This window comes from Serinicoccus chungangensis (assembly GCF_006337125.1).
GTDB classification, from domain to species: domain Bacteria; phylum Actinomycetota; class Actinomycetes; order Actinomycetales; family Dermatophilaceae; genus Ornithinicoccus; species Ornithinicoccus chungangensis.
In genome coordinates, this window is the sequence record NZ_CP040887.1 from 1,537,720 (window position 1) to 1,550,174 (window position 12,455).

10 protein-coding genes are annotated in these 12,455 nt (G+C 74.8%); 5 read left to right on the plus strand and 5 right to left on the minus strand.

The genetic code is table 11. The annotated features are described in order from the left end of the window. The first annotated feature begins 72 nt into the window (after positions 1–72). Positions 73–1,002, plus strand: coding sequence for a trypsin-like serine peptidase (locus tag FHD63_RS06860; RefSeq protein WP_139721217.1), 930 nt, complete (start codon positions 73–75; stop codon positions 1,000–1,002). An 8-nt stretch (positions 1,003–1,010) separates the two neighbouring features. Next, the gene (locus FHD63_RS06865) at positions 1,011–1,277 is read left to right on the plus strand and encodes a carboxypeptidase-like regulatory domain-containing protein (RefSeq protein ID WP_139721219.1); all 267 of its coding nucleotides are present in this window, start codon (positions 1,011–1,013) and stop codon (positions 1,275–1,277) included. A gap of 7 nt (positions 1,278–1,284) precedes the next feature. Here FHD63_RS06865 and FHD63_RS06870 read toward each other — a convergent pair whose 3' ends face one another. The 3 genes from FHD63_RS06870 to FHD63_RS06880 all read right to left on the minus strand — a co-directional run bounded on the left by FHD63_RS06870 (position 1,285) and on the right by FHD63_RS06880 (position 4,411). Beyond that, the gene (locus FHD63_RS06870) at positions 1,285–3,000 is read right to left on the minus strand and encodes a gamma-glutamyltransferase (RefSeq protein ID WP_139721221.1); all 1,716 of its coding nucleotides are present in this window, start codon (positions 2,998–3,000) and stop codon (positions 1,285–1,287) included. Beyond that, positions 2,997–4,085, minus strand: a complete 1,089-nt coding sequence (locus FHD63_RS06875; protein WP_139721223.1) for an acyltransferase family protein — start codon at positions 4,083–4,085, stop codon at positions 2,997–2,999. Before FHD63_RS06875 ends, FHD63_RS06870 begins: the two co-directional genes overlap by 4 nt. A 122-nt stretch (positions 4,086–4,207) precedes the next feature. After that, positions 4,208–4,411, minus strand: coding sequence for a hypothetical protein (locus FHD63_RS06880; RefSeq protein ID WP_139721225.1), 204 nt, complete (start codon positions 4,409–4,411; stop codon positions 4,208–4,210). 107 nt (positions 4,412–4,518) lie between these two features. Here FHD63_RS06880 and FHD63_RS06885 point away from each other — a divergent pair, with 107 nt between their 5' ends. The 3 genes from FHD63_RS06885 to galK are packed head-to-tail and all read left to right on the plus strand — an operon-like array spanning position 4,519 to position 9,125. After that, entirely contained in the window at positions 4,519–6,657 is a 2,139-nt protein-coding gene (locus FHD63_RS06885; protein WP_139721227.1) for an alpha-galactosidase, read from the plus strand. A gap of 9 nt (positions 6,658–6,666) precedes the next feature. Next, positions 6,667–7,932, plus strand: a complete 1,266-nt coding sequence (locus tag FHD63_RS06890; RefSeq protein WP_139721229.1) for an FAD-binding protein — start codon at positions 6,667–6,669, stop codon at positions 7,930–7,932. Further along, complete coding sequence (galK, locus tag FHD63_RS06895; protein WP_238705796.1) at positions 7,929–9,125, plus strand: galactokinase; 1,197 nt, start codon at positions 7,929–7,931, stop codon at positions 9,123–9,125. The genes FHD63_RS06890 and galK overlap by 4 nt, the downstream gene beginning before the upstream one ends. Before the next feature lie 7 nt (positions 9,126–9,132). On the opposite strand, the gene FHD63_RS06900 is transcribed toward galK, so the two are convergent. Further along, positions 9,133–10,344 carry an acetate/propionate family kinase gene (locus FHD63_RS06900; RefSeq protein WP_139721231.1) on the minus strand — a complete coding sequence of 404 codons (1,212 nt, stop codon included), beginning with the start codon at positions 10,342–10,344 and terminating at the stop codon, positions 9,133–9,135. Next, positions 10,341–12,434 (minus strand): phosphate acetyltransferase, encoded by a 2,094-nt coding sequence (gene pta, locus FHD63_RS06905; protein WP_139721233.1) that lies wholly within the window; start codon positions 12,432–12,434, stop codon positions 10,341–10,343. Before pta ends, FHD63_RS06900 begins: the two co-directional genes overlap by 4 nt. Between the last annotated feature and the right edge of the window lie 21 nt (positions 12,435–12,455).

Consider the following 12,455-nt stretch of genomic DNA (forward strand, 5'->3'; position numbering starts at 1 on the left):
CTGCCGACCTCCTCGAGCCTCCTACCCCCTGCACCGGCGCAGGGGCCGGTGCACCCGAGGAGGAGACACACCATGTCGCACGACACCATCAACCCGCACGAGCCCGTCGCGCCGGAGGCCGAGCCCGCCGACGAGGTCGGCACGCAGGAGCTCGCCGAGCCGCCGCAGGCCGGCGAGGGCGAGCAGGAGCAGGAGCTCGCGGGCCACGACATCGAGCCGGTCGCTGCCGTCATGGCGCAGGCGCTGGGCGCGGTCGAGCAGGCCCCGGACACCTCCGGCCTGCGGCCGGTCGGAGAGGCCACCTACGGCCCTCCGGTGGACGCGGAGACCGTCCAGGGGCCGGACAACCGGGTCCAGATCACCACGACCGGCAGCTACCCGTGGCGGGTCCACTGCTCGCTGCTCATCACGGCCAACGACGGCTCGCGCTGGATCGGCACCGGGTGGTTCAACGGGCCGAGCAGCATCATCACCGCCGGGCACTGCGTGTTCATCCACGCGCCCGGCACGCAGCGGCACGGCTGGGTGCGCAGCATCGAGGTCATGCCCGGGCGCAACGGGGCGAGCCTGCCCTACGGCCGGTTCCTCGTGCCCCGCGCCCAGCTGCGCAGCGTCCACGGCTGGATCAGCTCGCCGGACCACGAGTACGACTACGGCGCACTGCTCCTGACCGAGCCGAAGGGCAGCGCCACCGGCTGGCTCGGCTTCGCCAACTGGTCCGACGCCACGCTGAACGGCAAGAGCCTCAACCTCTCCGGCTACCCGGGCGACAAGCCGTCGGGCACCCAGTGGTACCACTGGAGCGGTGTGGCCGCGCTCAGCGCGCGCAAGGTCTACTACACCCTGGACACCGCCGGTGGGCAGAGCGGGAGCGGGGTCTACGTCTTCCACGACGGCGGCCGCTACGCCGTGGCCATCCACGCCTACGGTGGGTCCGGCAGCAACAGCGGGACGCGCATCAACCAGCCCGTGTTCGACAACCTCAAGCTCTGGAAGGGCTGACGGACCGGATGACCGCACGGATCCGTGGCGTCGTGCTCGACGCCGACGGCAGCCCCGTCCCCGACGCCCGCGTGGCGCTGGAGGCGGGGCCCGCCCCGGTGCCCGACGTCGCCCTGCTCACCGCGGCCGACGGCACCTTCGCGCTGGACCTGCCGGCCCCCGGGGACTACGTCCTGGCCGTCCACGGCGACGACGCGAGCGCCCGGGCGCGGCTCACGGCACCCACGGAGCAGGTCCTCGAGGTCCGGCTGGTCCGGGCCGTCCCGCCGGCCTGACCAGGGGTCAGGGGGAGTCCACGACGAAGCCGGCCGACCGGCGGTCGTCGGCGAAGCCGGTCACCGTGCCCTGCTCCCAGTCCACCGCCAGCGCCTGCACCGAGCCGAAGCTGGACCGCTGCGCCGGGTCGGCGACGTCCACGGCATACCCCAGCGACCGCAGGTCGTCGGCCAGCGCGGGCTCCTCGAGCCGCAGCCGCCCGTCGCTGAGGATGAAGCGCCCGGCCGGGACCGCCTCGTCCAGGGGTTCGCCGTGCAGCCCCCAGCGCAGGACGACCGACGCCGTGGTGCTCGGGATCTGCCGACCGCCCGGGGTGCCCACGACGAGGACGGGACGGTAGTCGTCGTCGACCACCATCGACGGCGCGCTCCACGACACCGACCGTCGGCCTGCCTCGGGCTCGTTGGCGTCCGAGACCCCGATCGCGAAGAAGCGCGACAGCTGGTCGTTGAGGAAGTAGCCGTCCAGGTAGCGCCCGCTGCCCCAGAAGCTGGTGAGGGTGTTGGTCATCGAGACCCCGACGCCGTCCTCGTCGACCACCGAGATGTGGGTGGTGTTCGGCGCGCTGTCGTAGGGGTCGGCGACCGCCGCCACGCCCCCGTCACCGTCGTAGAGGTCCGCGGCCAGCAAGGCGTTGGCCTCCTGGTCGGTGATGCGTCCCACCGGTACGTCCACGAACGCCGGGTCGCCCAGCTCCTCCTGCACCGTCCGGTCTGCCACCAGCCACGCCTGGGAGAGCCGGTCCACGAACGCGGCGGAGTCGGGGTCGACGTCACCGATGCCGCCGGCCTCGGCGATCTGCGCCATCTGCACGATGGCGGCGCCCGGCAGCGGCGGGGCCCCGGACAGGAGGATGTGCCCGGCCAGGTCGCCGGCCGCGGGGGCGGACACCTGGACCTCGTAGCCCTCCAGCGTGCCGGCGTCCAGCCCCGGGACACCGGCGACCCGGTCGGACAGGGAGCCGGTGTAGAAGGACGGCGCGCCCTCCTCGGCCAGGGTCCGCATCGTCGCGGCCAGGTCGGTCTGGACGAGGGGGTCACCGGCCTGCAGCGGCGCCCCGCCGGACCGGAAGTGCGGCAGGTCGCGGGTGGCCTCCTCGCCGAAGGGGGTCCTCAGCGCCTCGGCGACGAAGTCCGACACGGGGTGCCCGTCCTCGGCGACGGTGATGGCCGGCTCCAGCAGCACCTCCCAGGGGAGCTCGCCGTGCTCCTCGTGCAGCCGGTGCATGCCGGCGACGAAGCCCGGCACGCCGACACCGTCCTCCGGGACCTCGCCCTGCGCATTGACCACCTCGCGGTAGTCGTAGTTGACCGCCTCCCCGTCGGCGGCGACGATCGCGACGCCCCCGCCGCCGATGCCCGACGAGGACGGCTGGGTCACCGCGTCGGTGAACGCCGCCGCGATCGCGGCGTCCACCGCCGACCCGCCCTGCTCGAGCATCTGCATACCGGCCTCCGCGGCCAGGGGATGTCCGGCGCTCACGCCGCTGGCGCCGAGCGCGGGCGGCGGCGGCTCCGGTGCCGAGGTGCTGGGTGCGGCCTCCGGGGGAGCGGGCTCGGTGGTGGTCGTGCTCGCGTCGTCCTCCGGCGCGCCGGTGGTGGCCGCCGGGGGCTCGGCCGCCGTGGTCGGCGCCGCCTCGGGTGCGGGGTCGCCGCCGCTGCAGCCGGCGGTGAGGACGACGAGCGCCACCACGGCGGCGGGGAGGGTAGGACGAGGGGTCACGACAGGCGCTCCTGCGAGGGTCGGGGGGTGGGTGCGGTCGACCGCAGCCACGGCGTGCGCAGCAGGCGCTCCAGCGGTCCGCTCCTCCCCTCACGCTGCCACACCACGGCGAGCGCCAGCAGGCCGGCCCACAGCAGGGTGGCGGTGAGCACGCCGACGAGGAAGGGGAAGCCGTCCTCCGGCTTGATGAGGGCCAGGACGAGCACGTGCAGGACGTAGAGGGTGAGGGCCATCGTGCCGCCGCCGGCCAGCCACCGGCTGACCCGGCCGCGCACGCCCCACCGCAGGCAGGCGCCCACGACGAAGCAGGCGCCGGCCGTCGCGCTGACGATCCACAGCGGCATCTGGCCGTGGCCGACGCCGGTGAGGATGCGGGTCCACCCGACGTCCGCCTCCGGCCCCAGGGCGGAGTAGGCCAGGTCGGCCAGGATGAAGCTGGCGAGCGCGGTCGTGCCGCCCCACAGCATCAGCCGGCGTTGCACCAGGGGGTCGCCGAGCGCGGTCCGCGACAGCCACAGGCCGGCGAGGAAGGGCACCGACCAGCTGGCCAGCGGGTAGGGCCCGGCGATGAGCAGCGAGTGGACGACCTCGTCCCGGGGCGTCAGCAGGCTGACCGCTCCCTGGGCGTGCCCGTGGACCTCCAGGTCGTGCCAGACGATCCACAGCGGGCCGGCCACGGTGAGGACGCCGGCCACCGTGAGGAGGTGGCGCGAGGACAGCCGCCACGCCAGGGGGGCGAGCAGGAACAGCAGGGCGTAGGTCGTGAGGATGACGCTCACGCTGCTGGTGAGGGTCTGCAGCACCAGCCCGAGGGCCAGGAGCAGGACGATGCGCCAGGACAGCTCGCGCCACCGGCGGGCCCCGGTGCGGCCGCGCAGGAAGAAGCCCATGCCGATCCCGGCGATCGTCACGAAGAGGACCGAGGCCCGGCCGTAGGGGAGGAGGTAGAGCCGTTGCAGGAGGGAGTCGACCTGGATCGGCCCGACGTTGACGACGATCATGCCGATGATGGCCAGGCCACGGGCGACGTCGAGCCCGTGCAGCCGTGCGGGGCGTGGCGTCGGGCCTGGTTCAGCAGTGGTCATCGGCGTCCCGGGTGGAGGGCGGAGTGCGGGCCGCGGACAGGGAGCCGTCGGCACCGGGGCTCCAGTCTACGGCGCGGCAGGCTCCTCACCGGGCAGGCGCCGGACCTCGGGACGGTGCCTGCTCAGAGCTCGGGCGGCGTCTCGAAGAGGTCCACCCGCGCCGGGGCGAGGATGGACCGGGAGACGTTCTTGAAGTCGAAGCGGTCGAGGATGCGGGCGGCGTCCTCGTCGCTGAGGTCGTAGGCGTGCGCGAGCATCCGCACGTGCTCGGTGTAGAACGCGTGCAGCTTGTCGACGCCCTTGATGAACTCCAGCTCCTTGGCCACCCGGTGGACCGTAACGAGGCCGTCTGGCCGTGGGGTGGACGCGACATGAACGTTGGGTCGCAGGACCCGACTGGACACCGGTGGCACCGGTGCAGTGGGGTAGGCCGGTGACCAATCTGCTGCACCTGCGCGCCGCCGGCACCTCCCTCGTCCTCGACCTGGCCGACGACCTGCTCCCGGTGGTCCGCCACTGGGGGAGGGACCTCGGCGAGCTCTCCGACGAGGACCTCGCGGCGGTCGTCACCGCGGGCCGCGTCGCCCACGGGGACAGTCCTTTCGACACCGCCGACCAGGTCAGCCTGCTGCCCGAGCACGCCCGCGCCTGGCTCGGCCGGCCCGGGGTCGAGGGGTCCCGGCAGGGGCGCGACTGGTCGCCCGCCTTCCGGACGGAGGGGCCCGCCGAGGTCTCGACCGGGTCCGACGGCACGCAGCGGGTGCTCGTGCGCGCGGCGGACGCCACGGCATACCTCGCCGTCGTGCTCGAGCTCGAGCTGCACCCGGGCGGGTTGCTGCGCACCCGGGTCACCCTGACCAACACCGGTGAGGAGACGTATGACGTGGGGGCCGTCCGCGTCGCGCTGCCGGTGCCGGAGCGGGCCGGGGAGCTGCTGGACTTCGCCGGGCGGCACACCATGGAGCGGGTGCCGCAGCGCCAGCCCTTCGACATCGGCGTGCACAGCCGGGAGGTGCGGACCGGCCGCACGGGCCTGGACGCGGTGCACCTGCTGTGCGCGGGGGAGCCGGGCTTCGGGTTCGGGCACGGGCAGGTCTGGGCGGTGCACCTGGGGTGGAGCGGCAACCAGAGCACCTACGCCGAGCGGCTCTTCAACGGCTCCCGGGTCCTGGGGTCGGGGGAGCGGCTCGAGCACGGCGAGGTGCGCCTGGGCGCGGGCGAGGAGCTGACCACCCCGTGGCTGCACGCCGCGCACGGCACCGGCCTGGACGAGGTGGCCGCGCGCTTCCACGCGTGGCTGCGCAGCCGGCCGCACCACCCCACCCGGCCCCGCCCGGTCACCGTCAACAACTGGGAGGCGACCTACTTCGACCACGACCTGGACCGGCTGCGTGACCTCGTGGACCGCGGTGCCCGGGTGGGCGCCGAGCGCTTCGTGCTCGACGACGGGTGGTTCGGCGGGCGCCGTGACGACACGACCAGCCTGGGTGACTGGGTGGTCTCCCCGGACGTCTGGCCGCAGGGGCTGGACCCCCTCGTCGAGCACGTGCACGCCGCCGGGATGGAGTTCGGTCTCTGGGTGGAGCCCGAGATGGTGAGCATGGACTCCGACCTGGCCCGGGCGCACCCGGAGTGGATCTTCTCCGCCGGGGGCCGGCGCGGCCTGGAGTCGCGCCAGCAGCACGTGCTCGACCTCGGCCACGCGGGCGCCTACGCCCACGTCCGCGACCAGCTGCTCGCGCTGCTCGGGCGCTACGACATCGCCTACCTCAAGTGGGACCACAACCGCTACCTCAACGACGCCGGCCACACCCCGGGCGGCGAACCGGGCGTGCGGGCGCACACCCTCGCCGTCTACCGGCTCATGGACGAGCTGCTGGCCGCCCACCCCGGGCTGGAGATCGAGTCCTGCTCCGCCGGCGGCGGGCGCGTCGACCTCGGCGTCCTGGAGCGCACGGTGCGGGTCTGGGCCTCGGACTGCATCGACCCGCTGGAGCGTCAGCAGATCCAGCGCGGCACCCTGCTCCTGCTGCCGCCCGAGCTGGTCGGCACCCACATCGCCTCCGGCCGGTCCCACACCACCGGCCGCCGGCACGACCTGGACTTCCGTGCCGGGACGGCCCTGTGGGGGCACCTCGGGATCGAGTGGGACCTCGCCACCTGCACCGAGGCCGAGCTCGCCGAGCTGGCCGCCTGGGTGGCCTTCCACCGCACGCACCGGGAGCTGCTGCATACCGGTCGGGTCGTCAACGGCGACCACCACGACGAGGTGACCTGGGTCCACGGGACCGTGGCGCAGGACCGCTCCGAGGCGCTCTTCCAGGTCGCCGCGCTGGCGCGGCCCGCCACCACCGGTCCGCACCGGGTGCGGCTGCCCGGCCTCGACCCGGACGCGCGCTACCGGGTGACCCTGGAGCGGCCCGGCCGGGAGCCGCTGGCGGCCGGGCCGGGGGTGGTGCCCTGGGCGGTGGACGGGATCGTGCTGCCCGGCCGGGTCCTCGCCGAGGCCGGCCTGCCGATGCAGCCCATGGACCCCGAGCACGGCCAGATCTGGCGCGCGGCCCGGGCGTAGGCTGACCGGATGGCACCAGCACCGGGACGCACCTGGGCCGGCAACCTCGCCTACTCGGCCGAGGAGCTCGTCGAGCCCACCAGCACCGGGCAGCTCGCCGAGGTCATGGCTGGGGCGGGGCGTGTCCGGCTGCTCGGCTCACGGCACTCCTTCAACCGGATCGCCGACACGACCGGCACCCTGGTCGGCCTGCGCCGGCTGCCGGCCGAGGTCGAGCTCGACGGCGAGCGACGCGTGGTCCGTGCCGGGGCCGGCCTGACCTACGGCGACGTGGGCGCGCGCATCCAGGAGCAGGGCTGGGCGCTGCACGCGATGGCCTCGCTGCCGCACATCACCGTCGGGGGAGCGGTCGCCACCGGTTCCCACGGCTCGGGGGACGGCGCCGCGTCGCTGGCCGACGGGGTGTCGGCGGTGGAGATCGTCACCACCGAGGGCGCTCACGTGCGGCTGGAGCGGGGGGACGCCGACTTCGGGGGCGCCGTGGTGTCCCTGGGCATGCTCGGCGCGGTCACCGTGCTGGAGCTGGACGTCGAGCCGACCTACGAGGTGGCGCAGACCGTCTACGAGGGCCTGACCTGGGACCGGGTGGTCGAGGACCTGGACGCCGTCACCGGGCTGGGCACGAGCGTGTCCGTCTTCACCGACTGGCGGGACCCGGACCGGACGACCCAGGTGTGGGTGAAGGAGCGGGTGGACGACCCCGGATCGCGCAGGGCGGACCCGGCGGACCTCGGCCTGCGGCCGGCGGACGGCCCACGGCACATGATCCGGGGCGGGTCACCCGAGCACTGCACCCGGCAGGGCGGCGTGCCCGGGCCCTGGCTGGACCGGCTGCCGCACTTCCGGATGGGCTTCACCCCCTCGGCGGGGGACGAGCTGCAGTCCGAGTGGCTGCTGCCGCGCCGGGCGGTCGGGCCGGCGCTGGACCGGCTGCGGCGGATGTCGGGTGAGCTCGCCGGGCTGGCCATGAGCGCGGAGATGCGCACCGTCTCCCGGGGCCGGCAGTGGCTCGACCCCGCCCAGGAGGACAGCGTGGCCTTCCACTTCACCTGGCGCCCCGCGCAGCCCGCCGTCGAGGCGTTCCTCCCGCGGATCGAGGAGGGGCTCGACCCGCTGGGGGCACGGCCGCACTGGGGCAAGCTGTTCGACGAGCGCGCCCTCGCGGGGCGGGTCGACGACCTCTACCCGCGGCGTGGGGCGTTCTCGGAGCTGGCGGCACGACTGGACCCGCGCGGCGCGCTGCGCAACGACTTCGTGGAGAGGGTAGGACTGTGACGGACGAGGTGACCTGGTCGCCGGCGGCGACCGACGAGGACGTCGAGCCGGGCCTGCGGGCGGCCTTCGCCGCCGAGCTCGGGGGTGCCCCGGACGGCGTGTGGGCGGCCCCCGGACGCATCAACCTCATCGGCGAGCACACCGACTACAACGGCGGGTGGTGCCTGCCCTTCGCCCTGGCGCACCGCACCTACTGCGCCGTCCGGACGCGGGCGGACGGCCGGCTGCGCGTCGCGTCCCGGCAGGCGCCCGGTCAGGCCTGGGAGGGCGAGGTGACCCAGATCCGGCCAGGGTCCCCGGGGGGCTGGGTGGCCTACGTCGCAGGGGCCGTCGCGAGCCTGGCCGGCCGGGCGGGCGGGCCGGTCGGCGCGGACATCCTCGTGGACGGCCGGGTGCCGCTCGGCGCGGGCCTGTCCTCCTCGGCCGCGCTGTCCTGCTCCGGCGCCCTGGCGCTGGCGGACCTGGTGCCGGGTCTGGCCACCCTCGACCGCGCCGAGCTCGCGCAGGCGTGCGTGCGGGCGGAGAACGACTACGCCGGTGCGGCGACCGGGGGGATGGACCAGACCGTCTCGCTGCGCGCGGTGGACGGTCACGCCCTGCTCATCGACTGCAGCGACTTCTCCCTCACCCCGGTGGCGTGGACGCTGCCCGACCACGAGGTGCTCGTCATCGACACCCGGGCCCACCACAGCCTCGCGGACGGGCAGTACGCCGCCCGCCGCGACACCTGCGACCGCGCCTGCCGCACCCTCGGGGTCGAGAGCCTGCGCGAGCTGCACGGGGCGGACGTGGACGGCGTGCTGGGCCGGCTCGAGGGCGACGCGGAGGCGCAGCGGCGGGTGCGGCACGTGCTGACCGAGAACACCCGGGTGCACGACCTGGTCGCGGCGTTGGCCGCGGAGGACGCGGACGAGGTCGGCCGGCTCATGGTGGCCTCGCACGTGTCGCTCCGGGACGACTACGAGGTCTCCTGCCGCGAGCTCGACCTCGCGGTGGACGCGGCACAGCGGGCCGGTGCGACCGGCGCGCGGATGACCGGCGGCGGCTTCGGTGGCTCGGCGCTGGCGCTGGTGCCCAGGGACGGTGGCGAGGACGTCGCCCTGGCGGTGCACGCGGCGTTCCTCGCCGAGGGTCTGGAGGCCCCCCACCTGCTCCGGGCCACGCCGAGCGCGCCCGCGCACCGGGTCAGCTGACCGCGGCTCAGCGGGTGACGAGGGCGGCGGCCTGGCGGGCGATCTCCCACTCCTCCGCCGTCGGTATGACGTAGCCCAAGACGCGGCTGTCCGCGGTGGTGATGCGGGTCTCGCCGTCGGCGGCGGCGTTGGCGGATGCGTCCAGGAGCACGCCGAACCCGGCCAGCCGCTCGAGGACGGCCGCCCGCAGCTCGGCGTTGTTCTCGCCCACGCCCGCGGTGAAGACGAGCGCGTCGAGGCCGCCGAGCACGGCGGCGAAGGCCCCGACGTAGCGCAGCAGCCGGTGCACGACCACCTCGAAGGCCAGCGTGGCCGCGGGGTCCCCCTCCGCCCGTCGGGCCATCACCCCCCGGAAGTCGGCCGATCCGGTGAGCCCGAGGAGCCCGGACTCCGTGGACAGCGCGCGCTCGACCTCCTCGGTCGACAGGCCGGCCACCCGGCCCAGGTGCCCGGCGACCCCGGGGTCGAGGTCCCCCGGGCGCGTCCCCATGACCAGCCCCTCCAGCGGGGTCATGCCCATGGAGGTGTCGACGCTGCGGCCCCCGTCGACGGCGGCGGCGCTGGCCCCGTTGCCCAGGTGCAGGACGATGCTGCGCACGTCCTCCAGCGGGCGGCCCAGGAGCGCGGCGGCCCGGCGGGAGACGTAGGCGTGCGAGGTGCCGTGGAAGCCGTAGCGCCGCACGCGGTGCTCCTCGCGCCACGCGCGCGGCACCGCGTAGGTGGCGGCGGCCTCCGGCATGCCCTGGTGGAAGGCGGTGTCGAAGACCGCCACCTGCGGCACGTCGGGGAAGGCCTCCTGGGTGGCGGCGATGCCGGCCAAGTTGCCGGGGTTGTGCAGCGGCGCCAGGGGCACGAGGCGCTCCACCGCGGCGACCACCTCGGGGGTGATGAGGGTGGGGTCGGCGAACTCCGCGCCGCCGTGGACGACCCGGTGGCCCACCGCGAGGAGGTCGACGTCGGCCAGCCTGGGCCCGTGCTCCTGGAAGGCGCGGGTCGCCAGCTGCAGCGCCGCCGCGTGGTCGGGCACGTCGAGGACCTGCTCGTGCGTCGTCCCGCCCACGGTGTGGTGGGCCACGCCGTCGGCCAGGCCGATCCGCTCCACCAGCCCCTTGGCCTGCGAGGCGCCGGTGCGCGGGTCGAGCAGCTCGTACTTCACCGACGAGGAGCCGGCGTTGACGACGAGCACGACCGGGTCGCCGCCGCCCTGCTCGCCGCTCACCGGCCCGCCCCCGCCTGGATCCCCGTGATGGCGACGGTGTTGATGATGTCGCGGACGGTGGCTCCCCGGGACAGGTCGTTGACCGGGGCGTTGAGGCCCTGCAGCACCGGGCCGACCGCCACCGCGGCGGCACTGCGCTGCACCGCCTTGTAGGTGTTGTTGCCGGTGTTGAGGTCGGGGAAGACCAGCACGGTGGCCTGCCCGGCGACGGGGGAGTCCTGGAGCTTGGTGGCGGCGACGGCGGGGTCGACCGCGGCGTCGTACTGGATCGGCCCCTCGACCAGCAGATCGGGCTCCCGCTCCCGGACGAGGTCGGTCGCGGCCCGCACCTTGTCGACGTCGGCGCCGCTGCCCGACCCGCCGGTGCTGTAGGACAGCATCGCCACCCGCGGCTCGACGCCGAACTGCGCGGCGGTCGCGGCCGAGGAGATGGCGATGTCGGCGAGCTGCTCGGCGTCCGGGTCGGGGTTGATGGCGCAGTCGCCGTAGACGAGGACCTTGTCGGCCAGGCACATGAAGAAGACCGAGCTGACGACCGAGACGCCGGGGGAGGTGCGGATGACCTCCAGCGCGGGCCGGATGGTGTGGGCGGTGGTGGTGATCGACCCGGAGACCATGCCGTCGGCGTGACCCGTCTTGACCATGAGGGTGCCGAAGTAGGCCGGGTCGGTGACGATGTCCTGCGCCTGCTCGAGGGTGACGCCCTTGTGCGCCCGCAGCTCGGCATACGTCCGGGCGAAGTCCTCGCGCCACGCGCTGGTGAGCGGGTCGACGACCTCGGCGGCGTCGAGCCGCAGGCCCAGCGCCGCCGCCCGCTCGCGCACCTGCGTCTCGTCACCGAGCAGCGTCAGCCGGGCGACGCCGCGGGCGAGGACGGTGTCGGCCGCCCGCAGGATCCGGTCCTCCCCGCCCTCGGGCAGCACCACGTGCGCACCGGTCTCCCGCGCCCGGGCCATGATCTCGTGCTCGAACATCAGCGGGGTCACCACGGCGGACCGGCGGCCGGCGTCGTCCCCGACCGGGACGAGGCGGGTGATGTCGATGTGCTGCTGGGCCAGGGAGCGGGCGTGCTCGATCTTGCGCTGCGAGCGGGGGGTGATGCGGCCGACGACGTCGTGCATCGTCATCGCCGTGCGCATGGTCCCGCCCTCGCACCCGATGATCGGCAGCTCGACCGCGAGGCCCTCGACGAGGCGCGACACCTGCTCGCTGGGCCGCAGCCCGCCGTTGAGGACGATCGCCCCGAGTGAGGGGAAGGTCGAGGAGCGGTGGGCCAGGATGGCGCCCAGCAGGACGTCCTCCCGGTCGCCGGGGCAGATGAGGACGTTGCCCTCGCGCAGCCGGTCCAGGACGTTGGGCATCGTCATCCCGGCCACGATGAGCCCGGTGGCCTCCCGCTCGAGCAGGGTCTCGTCGCCCGCCCGCAGGATGCCGTCGGTGGCGGCCATGAGGTCGCCGACCGTGGGGGCGGCGAGCAGCGGGTCGGCGGGCATCGCGAGCACCGCCGGCTCGCTCCCCGTGCCGGCGACCTGCTCGGCGACCGCCTCCTGGACGGCGGCGGACACCTCGTCCAGATCGTCGTCGACCCGGTTGGCGAGGACGCCCGCCACCGAGGCGTGGCGGCTGAGCGCCTCCTGCACGGCGACGGCGGCGGCGGTCGCGGTGTCCTCGACGGTGCGGCCGGCGGCCGGGATGATGAGCAGCATCGGGGCGCCGAGGTGGGCGGCGATGCCGGCGTTGGTGGAGAACTCGGTGGGTGCGGTGACCCCGGTGTAGTCCGAGCCGACCACGAGCACCCGCTCGTGCTCGACGGCATACCGGTGGAAGCGGTCGACGATCTCCCCGATCGCCGCGTCGTGCTGGTGGTGCAGGTCGTCGTAGGTCACCCCGACGGCGTCCTCGATCGCCGACGCGGACGTCGACAACGGGTGCAGCAGGTGCAGCAGCGGGTCGTCCTCCCGGTCCTGGACGACGGGACGGAAGACGCCGACCCGGCCGCCGAGGGCGCAGAGCTGGGCGAGGAGCCCGACCGCCACCGCCGACTTGCCGGAGCGGGGCTCGGCGGACGCGACATACAGGGAGGTGCTCACGGGTCCCACGATAGTCACGCC

What these genes read in the sequence shown, in the direction of transcription:
- FHD63_RS06860 (WP_139721217.1), top strand. Translation starts at nt 73, where the DNA reads ATGTCGCACGACACCATCAACCCGCACGAGCCCGTCGCGCCGGAGGCC.
- FHD63_RS06865 (WP_139721219.1), top strand. Translation starts at nt 1,011, where the DNA reads ATGACCGCACGGATCCGTGGCGTCGTGCTCGACGCCGACGGCAGCCCC.
- FHD63_RS06875 (WP_139721223.1), bottom strand. Translation starts at nt 4,085, where the DNA reads ATGACCACTGCTGAACCAGGCCCGACGCCACGCCCCGCACGGCTGCAC.
- FHD63_RS06890 (WP_139721229.1), top strand. Translation starts at nt 6,667, where the DNA reads ATGGCACCAGCACCGGGACGCACCTGGGCCGGCAACCTCGCCTACTCG.